Source organism: Pseudomonas sp. 06C 126 (assembly GCF_001855215.1).
GTDB lineage: Bacteria > Pseudomonadota > Gammaproteobacteria > Pseudomonadales > Pseudomonadaceae > Aquipseudomonas > Aquipseudomonas proteolytica.
Genome location: NZ_MIFU01000095.1, coordinates 33,792 through 54,790, shown reverse-complemented (window position 1 = coordinate 54,790; position 20,999 = coordinate 33,792). Strand labels below are relative to the sequence as shown.

The 20,999-nt window shown below is 63.7% G+C and carries 16 protein-coding genes; 11 read left to right on the top strand and 5 right to left on the bottom strand.

Features of this window, described 5'->3' with window-relative positions; translation table 11 throughout:
• Nucleotides 1-280 precede the first annotated feature (280 nt).
• Nucleotides 281-1,243, bottom strand: a complete 963-nt coding sequence (gene gspK / locus BHC62_RS18030; RefSeq protein WP_029300592.1) for a type II secretion system minor pseudopilin GspK — start codon at nucleotides 1,241-1,243, stop codon at nucleotides 281-283.
• Between the two features lie 161 nt (nucleotides 1,244-1,404).
• Between gspK and tatA the strand changes: the two genes are divergently transcribed.
• The 3 genes from tatA to tatC are packed head-to-tail and all read left to right on the top strand — an operon-like array spanning nucleotide 1,405 to nucleotide 2,659.
• Nucleotides 1,405-1,620, top strand: coding sequence for a twin-arginine translocase TatA/TatE family subunit (tatA, locus tag BHC62_RS18025; protein ID WP_070995708.1), 216 nt, complete (start codon nucleotides 1,405-1,407; stop codon nucleotides 1,618-1,620).
• On the top strand, nucleotides 1,620-1,916 hold the full coding sequence (gene tatB, locus BHC62_RS18020; protein ID WP_029300588.1) for a Sec-independent protein translocase protein TatB: 297 nt from the start codon (nucleotides 1,620-1,622) through the stop codon (nucleotides 1,914-1,916). Before tatA ends, tatB begins: the two co-directional genes overlap by 1 nt.
• Nucleotides 1,913-2,659, top strand: coding sequence for a twin-arginine translocase subunit TatC (tatC, locus tag BHC62_RS18015; RefSeq protein WP_029300586.1), 747 nt, complete (start codon nucleotides 1,913-1,915; stop codon nucleotides 2,657-2,659). The genes tatB and tatC overlap by 4 nt, the downstream gene beginning before the upstream one ends.
• A gap of 5 nt (nucleotides 2,660-2,664) precedes the next feature.
• Here the strand turns inward: tatC and BHC62_RS18010 are convergent, their stop codons facing one another.
• Nucleotides 2,665-3,648, bottom strand: a complete 984-nt coding sequence (locus BHC62_RS18010; RefSeq protein WP_070995707.1) for a helix-turn-helix transcriptional regulator — start codon at nucleotides 3,646-3,648, stop codon at nucleotides 2,665-2,667.
• A 280-nt stretch (nucleotides 3,649-3,928) separates the two neighbouring features.
• Between BHC62_RS18010 and BHC62_RS18005 the strand changes: the two genes are divergently transcribed.
• Nucleotides 3,929-5,932 carry a TonB-dependent receptor gene (locus BHC62_RS18005; protein WP_256324380.1) on the top strand — a complete coding sequence of 668 codons (2,004 nt, stop codon included), beginning with the start codon at nucleotides 3,929-3,931 and terminating at the stop codon, nucleotides 5,930-5,932.
• 210 nt (nucleotides 5,933-6,142) lie between these two features.
• On the opposite strand, the gene BHC62_RS18000 is transcribed toward BHC62_RS18005, so the two are convergent.
• From BHC62_RS18000 to BHC62_RS17990, 3 genes are read right to left on the bottom strand one after another with little or no spacing between them, the layout of a single operon-like run.
• Nucleotides 6,143-8,284 (bottom strand): TonB-dependent receptor, encoded by a 2,142-nt coding sequence (locus tag BHC62_RS18000; protein WP_070995706.1) that lies wholly within the window; start codon nucleotides 8,282-8,284, stop codon nucleotides 6,143-6,145.
• A 33-nt stretch (nucleotides 8,285-8,317) separates the two neighbouring features.
• Entirely contained in the window at nucleotides 8,318-11,422 is a 3,105-nt protein-coding gene (locus BHC62_RS17995) for a hypothetical protein (RefSeq protein ID WP_070995705.1), read from the bottom strand.
• Nucleotides 11,419-12,303, bottom strand: a complete 885-nt coding sequence (locus BHC62_RS17990; protein WP_070995704.1) for an ABC transporter ATP-binding protein — start codon at nucleotides 12,301-12,303, stop codon at nucleotides 11,419-11,421. Before BHC62_RS17990 ends, BHC62_RS17995 begins: the two co-directional genes overlap by 4 nt.
• Before the next feature lie 313 nt (nucleotides 12,304-12,616).
• On the opposite strand from BHC62_RS17990, the gene BHC62_RS17985 reads away from it, so the two are divergent.
• From BHC62_RS17985 to BHC62_RS17955, 7 genes are all read left to right on the top strand, one after another.
• Nucleotides 12,617-14,338 (top strand): ABC transporter ATP-binding protein, encoded by a 1,722-nt coding sequence (locus BHC62_RS17985; protein ID WP_070995703.1) that lies wholly within the window; start codon nucleotides 12,617-12,619, stop codon nucleotides 14,336-14,338.
• A complete protein-coding gene (locus BHC62_RS17980; protein ID WP_070995702.1) occupies nucleotides 14,335-16,080 on the top strand; it encodes an ABC transporter ATP-binding protein in 1,746 nt (581 codons plus the stop codon). Before BHC62_RS17985 ends, BHC62_RS17980 begins: the two co-directional genes overlap by 4 nt.
• A 119-nt stretch (nucleotides 16,081-16,199) precedes the next feature.
• Nucleotides 16,200-16,712 carry a MarR family winged helix-turn-helix transcriptional regulator gene (locus BHC62_RS17975; protein ID WP_070995701.1) on the top strand — a complete coding sequence of 171 codons (513 nt, stop codon included), beginning with the start codon at nucleotides 16,200-16,202 and terminating at the stop codon, nucleotides 16,710-16,712.
• Between the two features lie 50 nt (nucleotides 16,713-16,762).
• A complete protein-coding gene (locus BHC62_RS17970; protein WP_070995700.1) occupies nucleotides 16,763-17,692 on the top strand; it encodes a GNAT family N-acetyltransferase in 930 nt (309 codons plus the stop codon).
• A gap of 34 nt (nucleotides 17,693-17,726) precedes the next feature.
• Nucleotides 17,727-18,593 (top strand): class I SAM-dependent methyltransferase, encoded by an 867-nt coding sequence (locus BHC62_RS17965; RefSeq protein WP_070995699.1) that lies wholly within the window; start codon nucleotides 17,727-17,729, stop codon nucleotides 18,591-18,593.
• Nucleotides 18,583-20,220: an FAD-binding oxidoreductase gene (locus BHC62_RS17960; RefSeq protein WP_070995698.1), complete on the top strand. Its 1,638-nt coding sequence runs from the start codon at nucleotides 18,583-18,585 to the stop codon at nucleotides 20,218-20,220. Before BHC62_RS17965 ends, BHC62_RS17960 begins: the two co-directional genes overlap by 11 nt.
• Nucleotides 20,217-20,981: a hypothetical protein gene (locus BHC62_RS17955; RefSeq protein ID WP_070995697.1), complete on the top strand. Its 765-nt coding sequence runs from the start codon at nucleotides 20,217-20,219 to the stop codon at nucleotides 20,979-20,981. Before BHC62_RS17960 ends, BHC62_RS17955 begins: the two co-directional genes overlap by 4 nt.
• Nucleotides 20,982-20,999: the final 18 nt, after the last annotated feature.

The window sequence follows — 20,999 nt, the reverse complement described above, 5'->3', positions numbered from 1 at the left end:
CGCGTATACCTGTGGGAGCTGGCTTGCCTGCGATAGCGGTCGATCAGTCAATATATTTATCGGCTGATACACCGCTATCGCAGGCAAGCCAGCTCCCACGGGGGAATGCAGCTCCGCGCTCTGGCTTTGTTGTTGCTGTTGCTCTGCTTTTGATCTTGGGCGCCCCGTTAAACCACGATGGCCGCAGCAACGGATATGTACACAACCCCAAAAACCATCAAAGAGTTCTATGGAATCTAGCCACCGCCATCGCGGGCAAGCCCGCCCACATTGTTTACCGCTACGGCAACGGCTCCCGCGAGCGCAACAGCATGCCCTGCGCCGGCACTCGCGCATGCCACTTCACCACACCCTGGGCTTCGACACGGTACTGACTGCGAAAGCGCTGGCCATCCAGATCAACCTCCAGTTGCAACAGGAAGTGGTCACCGTTGAGCTGCAACCCTTCACTCAGCCGCTCGAACATCGCGTCATCCATCGCCCCCAGGGCCTGACGCAGTTCGCCCGCATCACGATAGCCCCCTGCCGGGCGCGCGCTGATCAGCCGGGTCAGCACCGAACGCGAGACCTCGCCCTCGTACAACGCATCCAGCAGCGGCAGCATCTCCAGATTCAGCGCATTGGCGTTCAGCCGCCAGCCTGCGGTCTCGTCGAGGCTGCACAATTGCGGATAGCGCACAGCCCGGAGCGCGTCGGGCACCGCCAACAGGTTCAGCTCGCTGATATCGCGCATGCGTTGATTGGCCGCCAGGCGTGGGGGGGATTGGCGCAGGTATTCGTTGCTTTCGGCGCCTTGCAGGCGGGTCTGCTGGTCGGCGTCAAGCCAGTCGGCCAGGGTCTGGGCCAGGCGCTCGGCGGCCATGTCGGCTCCCAGCAGATGCACCAGTTGGCGCTGGGCGCGCTCGGCTTCGGGGCCGATCAGCGCGTTGACGTTGAAGCAGGTGTGCAGGTCGCGAATCTGGATGCTCGCCTTGCCACCCTTGAAGTCATAAGCCAACGGTTGCCCGCGCATGGCCTGCCAGAACAACGGGCTGGCGCGCCACAACGGGTCTTGCAGGGCCTGCTCGGTAAAGGCCAGTGCCGCCCGCTCGATCGCCCGCGCCTGTACTCGCTGCTGCACCAGCCGCACGCTATCGACCTGTTGGCGCCCCTGCTCGACCATCCAGGCCATGCCGCCCGCGAGCATGGCCAGGGCCACCAGCACCATCAACAACGCCGCGCCCTGCTGCCGCTTCCTGTCCATTGCCACGCCACCTTTTATGGAGAACCTGGCGACAGTCAACACACCGGATGTTTCAACCAGGTGGCAGGCTCACACAATTCCCGCAAAAACGTCACCGCAGCGTCATAAAGCCTCGGCAAACTGCGCCTTCATATTTCAAATCAATGGCTTGGAGTGTCGATATGGGTGGTATAGGGATTTGGCAACTGGTCATCGTGCTGCTGATCGTGATGATGCTGTTCGGCACTCGGCGCCTCAAGGGCCTGGGCAGTGATGTGGGTGAAGCGATCAAGGGCTTTCGCTCCTCCATGGGCAGCGAACCCGGTGCCCAAGCGGCGCAAAAGACCAGCCTTGAGGCGCAAACCGAACCTCAGCCACCTGCCGACAGTAAGCACTGATGTTCGATATCGGTTTTAGCGAACTGTTGCTGGTGGGCCTGGTGGCGCTGCTGGTACTGGGGCCCGAGCGCCTGCCGATTGCCGCGCGCAATGCCGGGCTGTGGCTGGGCCGGGCCAAGCGGGCGATGAATACGCTCAAGGCCCAGGTCACCCAGGAACTGGACCACGAACACCTGTTGCAGGGCATCGATCAGCAACCCTTGCGGCAACTGGAACAGCAACTGCGCGACGGCATCCGCCTGGACGCTAAACCGCTGCCAGAACCCACCACTGCCCCAGGACAACCTGCCCCATGAGCGACCTGCCCTTGCCTGCCCCGCGCCTGTCGGTGACCGGCCACCTGACCCGGTTGCGCTCGCGCCTGGTGCGCTGCGTCCTAGCGATCCTCCTGGTGTTTTGCGCCCTCTTCCCTTTTGCCCAGCAGCTGTACAGCTTTGTCTCGCAACCGTTGCGCGACTTCCTGCCCAGCGGCGCAACCATGATCGCCACCGGGGTGACCTCACCGTTTCTGGCGCCGCTCAAATTGACCATGATGATCGCCCTGTTCATCAGCATGCCGCTGTTGCTGCACCAGGCCTGGGGCATGATTGCGCCGGCGGTGTACCGCCAGGAACGCCGCACCGCCGCCTGGTTGCTGGCCGCCAGTGTGGTGCTGTTTTACGCGGGCATGGCGTTCGCGTTTTTCCTGGTGTTCCCGATGATGTTCGGTTTCTTTACCAGCGTGACTCCGGACGGCGTGGCGATGATGACCGATATCGCCCTGTACCTGGATTTCATCCTCGCGCTATTGCTGGCGTTCGGCCTGGCATTTGAAATCCCGGTGGCCACCTTCCTGGTGATCTGGGCCGGGATCACGGACGTGCAGACCCTGCAAAAAAGCCGGCCGTATGTGATCGTCGGCTGCTTTGTGGTGGGCATGCTGCTGACCCCGCCGGATGTGTTTTCGCAAACCATGCTGGCGGTGCCGATGTGGATTCTGTTTGAGCTGGGGCTGTTGGCCAGCCGGTCCGTGAACAAGCCGCGTACCGAGGCGCCGTAGGCCGCTTACGACTCAGGGGAAGGCCGCAGCAACGAGGCGCTGCGCCCGCCTTGCTTGAGCAGGGATGGATTGATCCCGAATTGCTTGCGAAATGCCGTGGCAAAGTGGCTGGCGTTGGCATAGCCCAGGTCTGAGGCCACGCGCATCACCGACTCGTCACCTTCCAGCAAGCGACTGCGGGCCTGGGTCATGCGGGCTTGCTGGAACACCCCATACACACTGTTGAGGAACAGCTGGCGGAACCCGCGTGTCAACTTGGGCTGGCTCATTCCGGATTCGCGGGCCAGTTCAGACAGGCTGGGCGCTTTGCCCAGGTCAAGCAGCAAGCGCTCGCGGGCGCGCAGCAGGCGTTGACGATCAAGGGCGCTCAGGCGACAGGCGCAGTCCACGCTGCGCCGCGCTTCCAGAAACAGGCTGACCAGCGTCACGCTCTGGCCATACAGCCACAAGCGGCTGCGAGGCTGGCCAGGCGCGTACGCCAGGGCATTGGATAACTGGTGGGCAGTGGCAGTCATTTCGCCGCTACGGTGGCCGTCAAGAAAGCAATGGTCACAGGCAAGCGCGCTGTACAGGCTCGGATCGATCTCCAGGTCCCACTGGGTCAACAGGTCGGGATGAATCATCACCGTGATGTTGTCGATTTCGCCCTGCTGCTGATAGAGGCCGTCGCGGCAACGCCCGTAACTGATGCTGCCGCAACCCTGGTCAATGACATAGCGGCGCTGGCGCCTGCCATCGCGGAAGCTGCAGGAAGCCTTGCCCTTGAGCAGGTTGGTAAAACTGAAGTGGATGCGCTCGCTATCGTCGTGCAGGGGCATTTCTACCGGGTGCTCGAAGGTGCTTTGCCAGCGCACGATATCCAGCCCGCCCTGCAAGGTCACGCGGGTGACCCGGCACTGGTTGCCGGGCCCGAAATCGCCCCCGTAACCGTCGGCAATAATCCGCGAGACAGGCATGAACGCCCGCGCCTCTTCCTCAGTGGCTGACATCTTGGATCTCCTTGCTGACCGGATACGGCTCGAATCAGACCACATCGGGGTAGAGGCGCGCAATTGATAATCACTAGCATCTGACGCGCTGCAGTTGCTCCCTTAGCCGCCGTCGCCCGCCGCGACGCGCATTGCCCGAAACCTCAGTCAAGGCCCCATCATGTCTGCACCCAGCCCATCGACGACCAGCCGTGGATCACCGTACATTCGTTATACTATAACAACTCTTATCGGTTGCACACTCACTCATTCAGCCTTGGCCGACACGGTCAGCCAAACCGTGCAGTTGCCGGCTTCGACCGTCACCGCGCGCATGGAGCAAGAGGACCCCAAGGAAGTACCGATCAGCCTCAGCGTAATCAGCGGCGAACAGTTGCGCACCCAGCGCCTTGATACCCTGGAGAGCGCCCTGCGCAACACGTCCGGGGTCAGCGTCAACTCCTCCGGCGGGCCCAATGATTTCAATGTGCTGATCCGTGGCGTGGGCTCGCTGTACCAGATGTCAATGGATGACAGCTCGGTGGCGTTCAATATCGATGGTGTGCCGGTTTCATCACGCAGCCTGGGTTTTGAAACCCTGGATGTGGACCGCATCGAAGTCCTCAAGGGGCCCCAGGGCACCTTGTCCGGAGCGATTGGCCAAGCCGGCGCGGTGAATATCACCACACGCCAGCCGACTCGCGAATTGGAAGGTTATGTGCGCGGCGAAGTCGGCCAGCAAGGCCAGTTCCTCACCGAAGGCGCAGTGGGCGGGCCGCTTACCGACAACCTCAGCGGCCGCCTGGCGGTGCGCCGGGCCGGGTACGACAGTTGGATCGACAACGACCAGACCCATCACCCCCAGACCAAACCCCGCAACGAAGCGTACCGGGGCAGCCTGCTGTGGGATATCAACGACGACACCCGCGCGCTGTTCAGCGCCGAGCGCCAGAAGACCACCCGCGCCACCAATTCCCTGGTGCTGCGCCCATACGGCAGCGACCCGAGCCTGGACCTCACTCCCGGCCTGTTCGACGACAACTACAAGACCACCGAACGTTATGCGATCAAGGTCGAACATGACTTCGCCAACAGCCGCCTGACCTCAACCAGCGCCACCTCCACCGCCGACTTCGAAGGGCTGATCGCCTATGACAGCAAGCTGATGGGCGCTCTCTATGGCACCCCCAGCGAGTTCTGGGTGGTGGACAAATCCTTTGAGCGCTCCTGGAGCCAGGACGTGCACCTGAGCTCCCTGCCGGGCGCCGAGGTGTTCTGGGTCACAGGGCTGGCCGCCGCGCGCAACGAGCGCACCTACGACACCCCGCGCAATACCTACGGCACCTCGGGCGCCAAGTTTCGCGACTTCACCACGACCACCTATGCCGGCTACGGCGAAGTCACTTTCCCCTTGACCGAGCAGTTGAAACTGACCACCGGCTATCGTCACTCCTGGGACCGCAAGACCTATGACGGCGAGTATTTCTCTGCAAATGCTTCAGTCAATGACTCACGCAAACTCACGGACAACTACGGCACCGGTCGCGCCGCCCTGAGCTATGCGCTTACCCCACAAACCAACGTGTATGTGCAATTGGCGCGAGGCTATAAATCCGGCGGTTTCAATGATTACGCGTCACAGGTCAGCGACAGCGAACCCTACAAGGCGGCTGTCAGCAAGGCAGCCGAACTGGGCTTCAAAAGTCAAACCGATGACCATCGTGGCAGCCTCAACGGCGCGTTGTTCTTCACTCGCGTACACGACGACCATCTGCTGGGGTACGACGCCGCAACCTTCGCCACCAACGCCTTCAATGCCGACACCCGTAGCCGTGGCGCCGAACTGGAAGGCAGCTGGCGCTTCGACTACGGCTTGACCGTGGCCGCCAGTGCCACCTACCTCGACGCGAAAATCACCAGTGCTGTGAATGGCATCCAGGCCGGTGACGTCGCCGCCGGCAACCGGACCCCGGATGTACCCCGCTGGAGTGGCAACTTCAACGTCGCCTGGGAACACCCATTGGGCGATTTCGCCGGCCTGGGTGACACCACCCTCACCACCAGCCTCAACTACCACCTGGTGGGCGAACGGGCGGCCGATCCGCAGAACCATTTCAACCTGGATAACTACGAGAAACTCGACCTGCGCGCCGGCCTGCAAAGCAAGTTCGGCGAGGTGTATGCCTATGCCGACAATCTGCTGAACCAGACCTACGACACCTATGGTTTCTACAGCGACCCAGTGGCCTACGGCGCACCCGCGCGCCGTCGTACCCTGGGCGTCGGCTACACCTATCAGTTCTGATCAATCCCCTTGTAGGAGCTGGCTTGCCTGCGAAGGCGGCAGGTCAGCCAACATCCTTGACAGCGCCGACGCCATCGCAGCATGAGTATCTACACAACTCTCTCTTCTGGGGATATGTACCCAACCCCAAGAACCATCAAAGAGTTGTGTAGATACTCATGGCCATCGCGGGCAAGCCAGCTCCTACAAGGTTTGTTGGCTAAGCCTCTGTCAGAACGAATAGCTGTAACCCACGCCCGCCGACCGTCCCCTGGCCGGCATCCCGGTCAGTACTTGGTCGGTGGAGTACGAACCGTACAAGTCATAGCGCGCATCCAGCAGGTTGTCGCCCCACAGGTAGACTTCCGAGCCGCCGCTTTCCAGGCCCAGGTGCAGGTCCAGCTTGGCATAGCCCTTGAGGTCATAGTGGTTCTGCGGGTCTGCCGGGCGGTTTTTCTGCAGGCGGTAATTGAGCAATGTATTGAGCCGCGGTGCCGGCAGGCCCAGGAGGTTGGGCAGATCCTTGTGCCAGGCCACGCTGAAGTTGCCACTCCACAACGGCACGTCCGGCACTCGGCTGCCTGCCACCACGTCGCCGCCAGAAACACCCGGCGCATCGGAGGTCACCAGCGCGTTGGTGTAGCTCACGGCACTGCCCAGGGTCAGTTGATCAGTAACGTGCCAGGTGCTCGACAGCTCGGCACCCTTGCTGCGAGTGTCGGCATTCACCGCACTGACGGCCACGGTCTTGAAGTCATACCCCAACAAATGGTCATCGCGTACCCGGGTGAAGAACAACGCGCCCTCCAGGCTCAACGCACCGCCCTCGCTTTCATGCTTGAACCCCACTTCGGCCGCACTCACCTTGGCCGCCTTGTACGGCTCACTGTCCGCGACCGAGGTCGCGTAATCATTGAAGCCGGCAGACTTGTAGCCACGGGAAAGCACCGCATAGAGATTGGTCTGCGGCGTCAACGCATAGGCCAGCGCCACGCGCCCGGTGCTGTAGTTGTCTTGCAGTTGGCGGCTGTCGCTGGCCTGATTGCCTGCACTCGTATATTCACCGCCGTAGGTCTTGCGATCCCAGGTGTGGCGCAGGCCGGTGGTGAGTTTCCAGTCCTCGGCAATCGGGAAGGTGATCTCGCCATACGCCGCGTAGCTGTTGGTACTGAACTCACGTTGCTGAAGCGCGCCGTTGGTGAAGTTGCTCGAGTCGAAATTGCGCTCGGAACGGGACAGATTGACCCCACCCACCCAGAACACTTCGGCCTCTGGCAGAGAGCCCAGGCGCAGGTCCTGGCTCCAGACCCGTTCGTGGGCCGAGTCCTCAATGAGGTATTCAAAGGGTGAGCCGTACAGTGCACGGGTGATGTTGCGGTCATAACCCTTGACGGCCTTGAAGTCGGTGCTGGTGTAGGCCGTGATCGAGGTGATCCGCGCTCGCGCCAGATCGTGGTTGAGCTCAAAGGAATAGCGCTCATTGGTCTTCTGGTTGCCGTCAAATACGCCGGGGGTGTAGTCCAGGCATGGGCTGTTGCCAAAGGGCCGCAACATTTCCAGGCCAGCGTAGTGCTCGGCGCGCTGGCGTTCGGCAACCAGCAGCCCCGTGGTGCCGGCGTCGTTGTCCCACAGCAGGCTGCCACGCAAGGCCAGGTCACGAGGCGTGGTCATCGGGTCGCCATCCTGCTGGTTGTCGACCCAGTTATCGAAGCCACTGCGACGCACCGCAATGCGCCCGGCCAGGGTCTCGGTCAAGGGGCCGCCCACCGCGCCTTCGCTCATGAACTGGCCTTGCTGGCCGACTTCACCCCGCACGTAGCCTTCTACCTCACGGGTGGGTTTGCGGGTGGTGACGTTGATCGCCCCGGCCTCGCTGTTGCGCCCCAGCAAGGTGCCCTGGGGCCCCTTGAGCACTTCGACCTGTTGCACATCGAGGGTGGCCATGGCTGCGTTGCGCACCGACATCGGAACGCCATCGACGTTCAGCACCACCGAGCCGTCATCCATGCTCATCTGGTTCAGCGAGCCCACGCCACGAATCCGCACATTGGCGTCATTCGCTCCACCCCAGGAATTGACATCCACACCCGGGGTGCCGCGCAACGCGTCCTCCAGGGTGCGCAGGCGCCGGGTTTGCAGGGTGTGCTCGTCAAGCACCGAAAGGCCAAAGGGAATATCCCTGGCACTTTCCTGGTTCAACCGCGCACTGACGGTCACCGGCGCCAGCTCCAGGGCCTGCGCGGGGGGCTGGTAGTCGGCCGCAAACGCGCTGCACGCCTGGCTGGACAAGGCCAGCGCCAGGGCTTGGGTGAGGACGTTGGCGCGCCAACCCTGCGGGTGGTGTAACGGTTTGAGTAGCCACTGATCAAGCATGCAAAGCTCCAGGCAGATAAGAGAGGGATAGGTTCATTGCGGCGTGCCCCAACGCTGGCGCGCCTGGGCGATCACCTGATCCGAGGGCGCACCCAGCAGCCCTTGAATCAAGGGGGGCCATCCCTGGCCTGTACGGATTTGTGCAGTCATGTCCAGAAGTTGGGCAGCGCTCTGGCTGGCAGCCCAGTCGAGGCTGGCCAGGGCCGCATAAGGCGCGGCCCAGCCCTGCTGCCGGGCGTTGGCCAGGGTGCCGATCGGCTCGCCGTCACTGCCCAGCAAGCGGGTCAGGTCATCGGCCTTGAGCCCGATCAGTGCGGCACGGGCCTGGGGACCGTCGACTTCGCCGACACACAGCAAACCCAGCGCTCCGGCAACCCCCTGACTCAGCCATACATGACCCGGTTGTTCGCGCAGGTCGCTGGCGCTGAGCAGTCGCTGGCGGGCCAACAGTTCGGCGATGTGGGCGCGTCGTGCCCAGCGCCCGACGCCGGCTGGCGCCACGTCCCAGTCCGGGGTCTGGGCCAGCAGCAGGTGGTCGTTGCTCAGGCGACTGTCCCCCATGCCGCTGGGCCATTGGCTCACCTCGCTGACCGGTGGACTGGCGCCCAGATGCTGCGCGACACAGGCAGACATGGCGGCGAGGTCCTCGCGCACCTCGCGGGCGGTGGTCTGGCGACTGGCATCGGCCAGCACTCGTACACCGTCCAGTTCATGGGTCACGGTCGCCGAGGTCAGGGCATAGGCGAAATCCAGCGGCTGTTCACTGCGACCACTGAGGGACTGCCCCTGGGCGTCGATGGTCCAGTGCCAGGCCCCGGCCGGTGCAACCGCTTGCGCGGCCACCGCCGCCCCCTCGGGCAGCACGGGTGCCACAGCAGGCAAGCCGGCGGCCAGACGCTGTACTGGCGCACGCAAGCCACGTTCCGGGTCCAGGCCCAGGCGCGGCACCACCTGCCGCGCTTGCAGCCATACCGCCCGAGGGCTCAGCCAGATCCCCTCGCCCTCGCTCGACCAACCGCTGGCACTCAGGGTCCAGTGCAAGGTCACCTGGCAACCGCTCGACGCACAGGCACCCAGGGCCAGCCGCAGATGATCATGGGCTTGCTCAACCACCACCGGCTGGCCCATCACCCTGGCGTCCGTCACCTGCAGCCCCACTGGTAACTCGGCATCCAGGTGACCGTTGGCGGCGATCACGCCCTCCAGGGTCCATTGCCCCTGCACGTGGCGTTGGGCACTGTCGATCTGCAACTGCAATTGCCCGCCGGCCACCTGGAAGGCACCCGCGCCACCCAGCCAGCGCTGCTCCCAGGCGGCGCTGTCGGCACGGGCCTGGGCAGCGGTCTGGTAATCGCCCTGTACCACCAATTGGCGGTGCAACACGCTACCGCTGCCGAACATCACCAGCACACCCACTGCCAGCAACACACCGGGCACGCCCCGTAGCCGCGCACCCAAGTCGGCAAGACGCCGCCGCTCCGGTCCATGGGGCACTGCCAGCGCCGCCAGTGCGACCAGCACCAGGCACAGCGCAAGCTTCCAACTGGCCAGCGTGCCGAGATAGGCCAGCCATGGGGCCCAGCCGGTCAACGCCGACAACGCCACGTGGCCCGGGATCGCCATTTCATAGGCCGGGTAACTTACCAGTCCCAGTTCGTGATTGAGCACCAGGAAAAACGTCAGCAACATCGACGTGGCGTATGCCAGGCCGGACCGCCGGATCAGCGCATGCACCAGCACCGTCAGCATCGCCAACTCCAACAATGGCGGGGCGAACACCAACAGCGAGTAGATCAGCGCAAACCCTGGGGCCAGGCTGGCTGGCGCAACCACCGCGCTGATCACCAGGCTGGCGATGCCAGGCACCAAGGCCAGCGCCAGCGTGGCGAGCACCACACACAGCACCTGACCGAAGGTACGCAACCACACGGGCGCCGGCGTGGCGTGCAGCATTGCCCCCAGCCCCTCAACATCATCACGCCGGCAGATCAGGCCCACCAGCGCCGCCACCATAAAGGCAATCACCAGGAACAACGCGCTGGCCAGCAGCGGCAACGTCAAGTCGGCGCGCGGTACCATCGGCCCATGGGCATGCCACACCCCATGCACAAGGCCGCTGAGCACGCCCATCACCACCAGCAGGCCGAGGGCCAGCCACCAGACCTTGCGTGCAAATACCTGGCGGGTCTGCCAACAGGTTTCGCGCCATAGCGCCCGCGACCAGTGGCTGGTCAACACCGGGCCAGGCAAGCACACATCCAGGGCCAGTTGCATCGGTGGCTCTGCCAGTACCGCACCGCTGCGCCGGCCCATCAAGCCCTGGCGCGTCGCGCGGGCCAGGGACCAGGCCAACAGCAGCAGCGGCAGCACACACCACAGGCCCCGGTTGAGCCAGAACCCCGGCGTGAGGTCCAGCAGTGCCTGGGATTTTTGCGCTGCGGTCCAGGTTTCAACCTGGGCCTGGGCGAAAGTAAACAGCGACGGATCGAGGCTGGCCGCCAGCATCGGGTTGATATGCCCACCCTTGAGCACCACCACCGCGAACATCCACAGCAACATCAACACCGTCGCCAGGGCAAACGGCGCGGCCAGGCCCCGGCTGCGCAGCGCCAGCCAGTAATACAGAGCGCCCACACCGGTACTGACCGGCAACAGCAACGCCACCCAGGCAAAGCCCAGCGCCAACCAGGCCGGCGCGCCGATACTCGCCGCCGGCACCCAACCCAGCCAGGCGAGGACCGGACTCAACAAGAAACCGACAATCAGCGAACTGGCCAGCAGCCCACCGACCACCGCGGCGCCGATGAAACGCCCCCATAACAACGCCGGCAACGACACCGGCAGTGCCAGCAACACCTCCTCCAATTGCGCCTTGCGGTCCCGCAGGGCGGGCTGGGCGAACACCCAGGCCCAGGCAAAAAACAGGAAAAACATACAGCCGCAGGCCATCAAGTAGATCAGGCTCGGGGCATTGCGCGGGATGTCGCTGGCGCCCATTTTCTGCACGTAATCGGCATTGGTCAGGGACATCAACAGGTAGCCGGCCAGGCCCAGAAACACCAGCAAGGGAATACCACTGCGCAGCCCGGCGCGCACTTCCACCCAGGCTTCACGCATCATCAGGGCGAAGGTGCTCATGCGTCGACCGCCTCGCCGGCCTGGGCCAGCGCCAGGTAATAAATATCTTCCAGGCGCGGTGCGTGGGGCATGAAGCGTGGGTCGGCCGGCCGTTCACCCTGCACAATCACCCGACTGCCCTCGGGGCTGGCCGCCACGTGCAAGGCCGCCGGCAAGGTTTCGCCGCGCCCAAACGACGCCGTCCACAGGCGCCCCTGCTCCGCGCCCAGCAACGCCTGAGGGCTGCCCTCCACCAGGATCTGCCCGCCAGCCAACACCGCGAGGCGGCTGCACAGGTTCTCGACGTCTTCGACAATATGGGTCGACAACAACACAATCGACTCAGCGGCAACGTCCGCCAACACCCGGTGAAACCGGTTGCGCTCCGCCGGATCAAGGCCCGCCGTCGGCTCATCGACAATCAGCAGGCGCGGCGAACCCACCAGCGCCATGGCGATGCCAAAGCGGCGCAGCATGCCTCCCGAATAAGTGGCCAGCGCACGGTGCGCAGCATCCTGCAGATTGACCTTGGCCAACAGGCCTTCGATTTCTGCGCGGCGTTGGCGACTATCGGTACGGCCCTTGAGCCAGGCGAAGCGGTCCAGCAAGTCGCGTGCGCTGACGCCCGGATATGCCCCCAGTGGTTGCGGCAGGTAGCCAAGGCGGCGACGCAGGTGGTTGGAGTCGGCCAGCACATCCACGCCATCCAGATGGATGCTGCCCGCGTCGGGCTGCTGCAAGGTCGCCAAGGTGCGCATCAGGCTACTTTTGCCGGCGCCATTGGGGCCGAGCAACCCGTACATACCGGGGCCGACGCTCAGGTCCACGCCGCGCAGCGCTTGTACGCCGTTGTTGTAGCGCTTGCGCAGGCCGCGCACCTGCAAACCCGAATCGACTGACATCTGCAACTCCATGGGCAGCGCGCCGATACCGGCTCCCGATCCAGGGACAGCGGGCCTGCCGGGCGGCACTTGTTTGGGAATGATTGCCCTTAAGAGGGACAGCCCGGGACGGTAGCCACGCACGCGGGTGCGCTCTACCCGATTCAAGTCAATTTCCAACCGTATCGTGCAGTCACCAGCGCCTTGGCCCACAGCAGCGCTGCTCAAGCCCGACACCGGCATGCGGATGGGAGGGGCAAACGACTCGATACGGGTAGCGGCCAACATGACAGCGATTAGCATCGTTGCCCGTGTAAACGCCAACGGAAATCCCATGACTAGCGCCCTAGACACCCTGCAACGCCCGGTCAACCACCTGATTCGCCTTGGCGTGGCGCTCGCCGCCGTCGGGGCCTTGGTGAACCTGGTGCCCTATGTTGCCTTGACCGAACTGGCGCGCCTGCTCCTGGCCGGCACTGCCGAACCGCAAGCCCTGTGGCTGTGCGCCGGCTGGGTGGTGATTGCCCTGAGTGTCGGCTGGATGGCCTGCGGCGCCGCCCTGTGGCTGACACACCTGGCCGACCATCGCTTGCAAGCCAGCCTGCGCGAAGCGCTGGTTGGCAAGCTCGCACGCGTGCCGCTGGGCTGGTACACCGAGTCGAGTTCCGGCGCCGTGCGCAAGGTAGTCCAGGACGATCTTGAAGACCTGCATCACCTGATCGCCCACCACGCCGTGGAACGTACCGCCGCCATCGTCACACCCCTGGCAGGGCTGGTGTGGCTGGCCAGCCTGAACTGGCGACTGGCGCTGCTGGCAGTGCTGACCCTGCCGCTCTATAGCCTGGCCTATGCCCTGATGATGCGCGGCTTCGGCAGCAAGATGCAGTTGCTGGACCAGAGCATGACCCGTATCAGCGCAGCCATTGTCGAGTTCGTCCACGGGATTGCCGTAGTCAAGGCATTCGGTCGCGTCGGCCAGGCCCATCGCGGCTATCAACAGGCCGTCAACCAGTTCAGCCAGCAGTACGCCGGCTGGGTGCGGCCCTTGCTGCGCCTGGAGGCCATTTCGTCCATGGCCCTGAGCGTGCCGGTGATTCTGCTGGTGAGCCTGGGGGTGGGCAGCCTATGGTTGAGTCGCGGCTGGATCACCCCACTGCAATTGTTTGCCGAAACGCTGGTGGCGGTGGTCATTCCACAGTCCCTGCTGGTGATCAACCAGAGCCTGGCCGCCCAGCGCACTGCCCAGGCCGCCGCCGGGCGGATCGAAGCCCTGTTGAACGTAGAAGAACTGCCCACGCCGGACCGCTGCCGCGAACCGGTGGGGCACGATGTGAGGTTCGAACAGGTCGAGTTTGGCTACGACGCCGCGCACCCGATCCTCAAGGGCATCGACCTGTATTGCCCGGCCGGTACGATCACCGCTTTAGTGGGCAGCTCCGGTGCCGGTAAATCGACCCTGGCCAAGTTGGTGCCGCGTTTTCATGACGTCAACGCTGGCCGGGTGCTGGTGGGCGGTGTCGATGTGCGGCAGATCGACCCGGGGCAGTTGTACCGGCACATCGGTTTTGTTTTGCAGGATGCGCAACTGGTGCATGGCAGCGTGGCCGATAACCTGCGCCTGGGCTGCCCCGGTGCCAGCGATGAGCAATTGCAGGCGGCCGCCCGCGCGGCGCAGATTGATCAGCGCATCCTGGCCCTGCCCCGGGGTTATCAGTCCGTGATTGGCGAAGACGCGATTCTTTCCGGCGGCGAGGCCCAGCGCCTGTCAATCGCCCGTACGCTGCTGGCGGACACCCCGGTGCTAGTCCTCGACGAAGCCACCTCCCACGCCGACCCGCAATCCGAGGCGCTGATCCAGGATGCGCTATCTGCGCTGGCGCGCGGGCGCACGGTCCTGGTGATTGCCCATCGCCTGGCGAGTATTCGCGATGTGGACCAAATCGTCGTGCTCGATGAGGGTCGCGTTGTGGAATGTGGTCGCCATCAGCAACTGCTGCAGGCCAACGGCGCCTACTCTCGGTTATGGCACGCCAGCGCGCTGGAGGCCTCGTTATGATCCGCAGCCTGTCGACCTTGTTAGGCCCGGCCCACGCCACCCGCCTGTATCGCTACCTCGCCTGGCTGGTGGCCAGTGCCATGCTGCAAGGCTTGGCGGTGGCGTTACTGGTGCCGATCCTCCACGCGCTGTTTGCCGGCGACCTGCCGACGGCCATGACCTGGCTCGCCGGCCTCGCGGCGATGGTGGTGCTGACCTGCATTGCCCACTACCAGCAGGCGATGCAGGGGTTCGCCCTGGCGCTGCTGGTGCTTACCACTTTGCATGAGCGCCTTGGCCAGCACCTGATGCGCCTGCCCCTGGGCTGGTTCGACAGCGAGAAGGTCGGCCAACTGTCGCGTAGCGCCACCAGCGGCACGCTGATGGTCACCGGGTTGTTTGCCCATTATCTGGGTCCGGTGGTGTCCGGCGTGGTGGTACCTGCCACCGTGGCGCTGACCCTGTTTGTGTTTGACTGGCGACTGGGGCTGACGGCGGTGCTGTGCGCGCCGCTGATTTATTTCACCCATCATTGGTCGGCCAATGCCATTGGCGCCAATGACGCGCGGGTCGAAGCTGCCGCCAGCGAAGCCGGCAACCGCGTGGTGGAATTTGCCCGCTATCAGCAAGTGCTGCGCGCCTTTGGCCAGGCCCAGGGCGGCTATCGGCCGTTGCAGGCGGCCAACCACGCACAACAACAGGCCGGGGGCTCGATGCTGGCGCAGACCTTTCCCAAGTTGCTGGCCGGAGGCCTGAGCGTGCAATTGGCGTTCGCCCTGCTGGTTGGCGTAGGCATTGCCCTGGCCGTGACCCAACAGATCGACGCCATTGAGTTGGTGGCCTTGCTGGCCCTGGCCGCACGGTTCGTCGGGCCCCTGGCGGAGGCCGCCGCGCGCAGTGGTTTGTTGCGTATGGCCGGCAACGACCTGGAGCAACTGGTGAGCATCCTGCGCCAACCACCGCTGACGGAACCGACGCACAGCCAACCCATGACCGCCCCCGGCAGCCTCGAATTTGAACACGTGGGCTTTGCCTACCCCAGTGGCCCGCCGGTGCTCAAGAACCTGAGTTTCAGCGCCCAGCCCAACACGATGACCGCGATTGTCGGCGCGTCGGGCTCGGGCAAGACCACTGTCACCCGCCTGCTGATGCGCTTCTTCGATGCCAGCTCGGGCTGCGTCAAGGTGGGCGGCGTGGATGTGCGCGCGCTGTCCAGCGAAGCCCTGATGGGGCAGCTGTCTTTGGTGATGCAGGAAGTGTATCTGTTCGACGACAGCCTGGAGGCCAACATCCGCGTCGGCAACCCGGATGCCAGCCCTCGGCAGTTGGCGCAAGCGGCAACATTGGCTGGCGTCGATGAGATCGTCGCGCGCCTGCCACAAGGCTGGGGCACCCCGGTCGGTGAAGGGGGTGCCAGCCTGTCCGGCGGTGAACGCCAACGCGTGTCCCTGGCGCGTGCCCTGCTCAAGCGCGCGCCGATTGTGCTGCTGGATGAAGCCACGGCGGCACTCGATCCGCAGAATGAGGCTTACGTGCAAGCCGCCATTGGCACGCTGATCCAGCGCGCCACCGTGCTGGTGATCGCCCATCGCTTGCCGACCATCATGGCTGCCGATCAGATCCTGGTGCTCGATGAAGGTCGCCTCGTGGAGTCGGGTACCCACCATCAGTTGCTCACCCACAACGGGCGCTACGCCGGTTTTTGGCACGAGCGTCAACGGGCCGGCGGCTGGCGACTGAAACAGGAGCGGCCCTCGTTGTAGAAGCCGGCTTGCCGGCGATGGCGCCCTATAAAGCGACACGCATCCCGATGACGAAGGCGCCCAGCATCGACATTAAACAAAATGTTGACTTAGTAAGGCACCAAGATAAACTGCGCCTTATGAATATTTTAGAGAACAAACACCACATCATGCTGCGCGAGCTTGATGGGGTGCCAGCCGAGGTCAGGGACAGTGTCAAGCTGTGCTTCGAGCTGCTGTCGGCCGCGGCCGCGATCAATCGTGTGTGTGCCATCCGCCTGGCGCGCTACAACCTGTCGGAGGGCCGCTTCGTCATCATGCTCACCCTCAAGAGTGCCGGCGGCAAGCTGTCGCCGCTGGAGTTGGCGACGCGCCTGTCGATTACCACCGGCACCGTCACTGGCTTGCTCGATGGCTTGCAGGGCGACGGGTTTATCAAGCGCAAGACCGACCCCACCGACCGGCGCAAGCTGATCATCAGCCTGACCGCCGACGGTAAACGCGTGGTCGATGAGGTGTTTGCCGAACACACCGATTGGATCAGCGGCATCATCCAGGGCTTGAGCATTGAGCAGCGCCAGGCATTGTCCGAGTCGATCTATTGCATTTCGGCCAGCCACGCACTGTCCCAGCAACTGCCGGATGAGCATTAGGCCCGGGTTTCAATTGCTTCAATCGCGGTAGTCACACAAGGAGGTGTTTGATGCTGCACAGTCAACGAGTGATGACCAATTTCGGCAGGAAGCCACGGATCCACAGTGGCGTCGATGTCATCCGCCACAGCATGGTTTCCCTGGAACGCTATATCCCTCCCACGCTTTACCGGCGCTTGTTTATCAAGCGTATCGCCCGTCATCCCCTGGCCATCGAAGGCTTTGAGTTTCGCCCGGTGCAAAGCCTGTTCGAACTGGAAGAGGCGTTGCGCCTGGTCAACGACAGCTATGCACGGCGCGGTATCTCCACGGTGTGCCGGGCCGGAATGCGCTTTTCGGCGTTCCACCTGTTGCCGGGCACCACCACCTTTGTAGCGATCAAGGATCAACAGATCGTCGGCACCGTCTCCTTGATCGAGGACTCCATGCTCGGTTTGCCCCTGGAAGAAGTGCATGGCAACGAGGTCGTCATGCAGCGCCTGGCCGGCGGCCGGCTGGCAGAGGTCGGCACCCTGGCGGTGGCTGCAGGTTACCGGGGCAAAGGGGTGCCCTTGATGCTCTACAACGCGATGTTTCGCTGGGCCATGCATTTTCGCGGGGTACAGCGCTTGCTGATCGCCGTGCATCCGCGGGCGGGGGCGTTTTATCGCAATGTATTGTTCTTTTCGCCCATGGGCCGGGTGCAGCCCTACACCAAGCTAAACAATGCCCTGTCGCTGCCCTTGTGTCTGGATCTGGGCAACGCGCCGGCAATTTTCCAGCAGGCCTATGAGCGCCCTGCCCTGGGGTTTGCCGTCGAAGGCCAGCGCACGCATTTCTTCGATTTTTTCTGCCGCAGCGACTACGCCCATATCCGCCTGCCCGCTACCGGCAGCGTACGCCGCTGGGACGCACAAGAAGTGCTGACCCATATGGCGCGCTGTGGCGTGCACGGCCGAAACCTGTCGCCACGGGTCCAGCGAGCACTGGCCCTGGCGTAAGCACGTTCAAACGTCATTTCATGGAGGAAGCAGTATGGACAGCGGATTGCTGCGCGCGATATTCAGGGAAATAACGATCAAGCAACCGTTCGAGCGCATACCCGAACCGGCCCTGGTCATGGAAGAACAACAGAGTGTGGCGTCTTATGCCGACAGTGCCGCCCAGGGCCAGGCCTTGTCCGGCACCCACCTTTATCACTGTGCGCAGATGTGCGCGCTGATCAAGCCCGGCGACGTGGTGCTGGACATCGGCTGCGGTCCGGCGGCGCTGTTGCTGCAAGTCGCACGGCTCAACCCACGGGCCGAGTTCATTGGCATGGACCTGTCGCAGTCGATGCTGGAAGTGGCGCGCGAAGCGTGTCATCAGCAAGGCATCGACAACGTGCAACTGGTTGAAGATGACATGACCCGGCTCAGCATGATCGCTGACCGCAGCGTGGATGTAGTGATCTCGTCAATGGCCCTGCATCACCTGGAAAACCTTGGCCAGTTGGAAAGTACTTTTCGCAATATCTCCCGGGTACTGCGCAATGACCGGGCGATTTACCTGAATGACTTCGGGCGCCTGAAGACCATCGAGTCCGTCGACTATTTTGTCCAGCGTGCCAGCGACGGTGCGGACGCGGAAACCTTGCTGGACTATCGCAATTCACTGCTCGCGGCGTTCTCGCTGGAAGAGTTCCAGACCCTGGCCGCCAGTTACCTGGGCCCGTGTGCCAAGGTCTACAGCACCGCGTTCAGCCCGTTGATGATGGTGATTCGCACGCCCAAGCGGCGCTGCGTGAAGGTGATGAAACCCGAGTTCCGCCGCCGCTACACTGCGCTGCCCGCCAGTCGCCAGGCGGATGTGAACCAGTTGCGCCTGTTCCTGCGTTTGGGAGGCCTGGCCAGTGCCTTTTGAACCCGCCCACCTGACACTTGCCCAGCAGCAATGGCGCGAGGTACTCGGTGACGCGGGTGTGCGCGTCGACCCGGAAAGCATCGAGCGTTTCGCGCAAGACACCATGTGCTCCCCTGCGTATGCCAGGGTGGTGATTGCGCCACGCTCAACCGAGCACGTCTCGGCGTGCATGGTGATCGCGCGGCGTTATGGGGTTGCCGTGCATCCGATCAGCACCGGGCACAACTGGGGTTATGGCAGCGCCTCGACCAGCGACGCCCGCTGTGTGCTGATGGATTTGTCCGGGATGAACCGGATTCTGGGGTTCGATGAGGAGCTGTCGGTGGTGACCCTGGAGCCTGGGGTGACCCAGGGCGATCTGGCCCGTTATCTACAAGAGCACAACTTGCCCTGGCTGACACCCGTGACCGGTGCCGGCCCGACCTGCAGCGTGCTGGGCAATGCACTGGAGCGCGGTTTTGGCATCACCCCCCACACCGACCACTTTCAGGCGGTACTCGGCATCGAAGCGGTGCTGGCCGACGGTACGCTGTACCGCTCGCCCATGGCTCTGGGGGTCACCGCGCCCTGCTTCAAATGGGGTGTGGGCCCGTACCTGGACGGGCTGTTCAGCCAGAGCGGGCTGGGGGTGGTGACGCAGATGTCGATTGCCCTGGTGCGCAAGCCCGAGGTTATCCAGCCGTTTTATTTCTGGGTGGATGAAGAGCAAGGGCTGGAAGCCGCGTTGGCAGGTATCAAGCGCATGCTGGACCTGGCCCCTGGGCAGATTGGTGGTATCAACCTGATGAACCGTACGCGGCTGTTGACCATGGCCAGCGAAGACACTCAGGTGGTGGGCATGAATGAAGAGCAGCAACGGGCCGCCGCCGATGCCCTGGGCCTGCCCGCGTGGATGGGTGTCGGTTCGATCTATTGCCAGAAAGCCCAGCACGCTCCGCTCAAACACATGATCAGCCGGGAACTTGAGGCTTTCGCCAGCAAATCGATGTTCAAGACCCGTGGTCAGCTGACCGCCGCCCGACGCTTGCTGGGCCATCTGCCCGGCGGCTGGTCCCAGCGCTGGCAACGGACCCTGGGCAAGATGCTGCAAGGCATCGACCTGATGGAAGGCCAACCCAGCGAAGTGGCCCTGCCGTTGGCCTACACCGCCGGCGCCAAGCCGCTGCCCGATGCGCCCCTGAACCCGGCGCGGGATAACTGCGGGCTGATCTGGTACGCGCCGATCCTGCCGCTGAAAATCCAGGAAGTCGCCGATTTTGTGCGCGCCATGGAGCGTCGGTGCCGCCAGCAGCAAATGCCTTGCCCGGTGACGCTGACCAGCCTGTCGAGCCGTGCCATCGATTGCACCGTGCCGCTGCTGTTCGACCGTACGGATGCCCTGGCGTCGAACCGGGCCCATGAGTGCTATCGCCAGCTGTTCGCCCACGGCAAGGCACAGGGCGTATTGCCGTATCGCGTGCCCGCCAGTTTCATGCACCTGCTGACCGACGCCCAGGGGCCTGCCTGGCAGCTCGGGGCGCGGATCAAGGCAGCATTGGATCCGGACAACCTGCTTTCACCCGGGCGCTACTGCGCCACAAACCCAACGCCTGACCAGGCCATGACCGCGTCGGTGGTATCGAGATGAGTGAAGATCGCAAGGACCTGATTGACCAGGGCCGCCTGCCCACCCGCAATCTGGGCGAATGCCTGGCCGTTGACCAGGTAGCACTGGCAACGGCCGTTGGCGCGCAGTTGGAGCCGTCCCTGGCGCAAACACTTTACCGCGCAGCCCAGGCCGGCCAGGCCCTGGGCATTTCCAAGAAAGTCGCCGCCCTGGGCCTTGCACTGGGGCAATGGCTGGAAAGCGCCGCCCTGCCCCTACGCGAGCACACCTGGGGCCTGCTGCTGGAGCATCCGTCGGACACCGTGCGCAGTTGGGCGGCCTTTGCCAATGCCTATTGCCAACGCAACAGCGAACTGGAACAGGCGTTGCTGAGCCAGTTCCAGTTCGCCACCGACCCACATTTTGGGGTGCGCGAATGGGCCTGGATAGCCTTGCGACCGCTGCTGGCCCAGGACCTGACGGGCGCGCTGGAATTGCTACGCCGCCATGCCCGCAGCGATGACCCGCTGATCCGCCGTTTCTGCGTTGAAATCCTGCGCCCGCGTGGGGTCTGGTGTGAACACATCGCCTCGCTCAAAACCGAACCGCAGATGGCCGAACCCTTGCTGATTGCCATGCTCGATGAATCCGACAAATACGCCCAGGACTCGGTGGCCAACTGGATCAACGACGCCAGCAAGACCCGGCCGGACTGGGTGCAGCATTTGTTCGAGCGCCACCCACCCAGCGGCAAAGCCGCCACCAGGATTTTTACCCGGGCTACCCGCAGCCTTTCTCAATAGATGTGAACAGGAGTCACA

Coding starts and splice junctions, on each gene's coding strand:
- gspK (WP_029300592.1), bottom strand. CDS start 1,243: ATGGACAGGAAGCGGCAGCAGGGCGCGGCGTTGTTGATGGTGCTGGTG.
- tatA (WP_070995708.1), top strand. CDS start 1,405: ATGGGTGGTATAGGGATTTGGCAACTGGTCATCGTGCTGCTGATCGTG.
- tatB (WP_029300588.1), top strand. CDS start 1,620: ATGTTCGATATCGGTTTTAGCGAACTGTTGCTGGTGGGCCTGGTGGCG.
- tatC (WP_029300586.1), top strand. CDS start 1,913: ATGAGCGACCTGCCCTTGCCTGCCCCGCGCCTGTCGGTGACCGGCCAC.
- BHC62_RS18010 (WP_070995707.1), bottom strand. CDS start 3,648: ATGTCAGCCACTGAGGAAGAGGCGCGGGCGTTCATGCCTGTCTCGCGG.
- BHC62_RS18000 (WP_070995706.1), bottom strand. CDS start 8,284: ATGCTTGATCAGTGGCTACTCAAACCGTTACACCACCCGCAGGGTTGG.
- BHC62_RS17995 (WP_070995705.1), bottom strand. CDS start 11,422: ATGAGCACCTTCGCCCTGATGATGCGTGAAGCCTGGGTGGAAGTGCGC.
- BHC62_RS17990 (WP_070995704.1), bottom strand. CDS start 12,303: ATGTCAGTCGATTCGGGTTTGCAGGTGCGCGGCCTGCGCAAGCGCTAC.
- BHC62_RS17985 (WP_070995703.1), top strand. CDS start 12,617: ATGACTAGCGCCCTAGACACCCTGCAACGCCCGGTCAACCACCTGATT.
- BHC62_RS17980 (WP_070995702.1), top strand. CDS start 14,335: ATGATCCGCAGCCTGTCGACCTTGTTAGGCCCGGCCCACGCCACCCGC.
- BHC62_RS17975 (WP_070995701.1), top strand. CDS start 16,200: ATGAATATTTTAGAGAACAAACACCACATCATGCTGCGCGAGCTTGAT.
- BHC62_RS17970 (WP_070995700.1), top strand. CDS start 16,763: ATGCTGCACAGTCAACGAGTGATGACCAATTTCGGCAGGAAGCCACGG.
- BHC62_RS17965 (WP_070995699.1), top strand. CDS start 17,727: ATGGACAGCGGATTGCTGCGCGCGATATTCAGGGAAATAACGATCAAG.
- BHC62_RS17955 (WP_070995697.1), top strand. CDS start 20,217: ATGAGTGAAGATCGCAAGGACCTGATTGACCAGGGCCGCCTGCCCACC.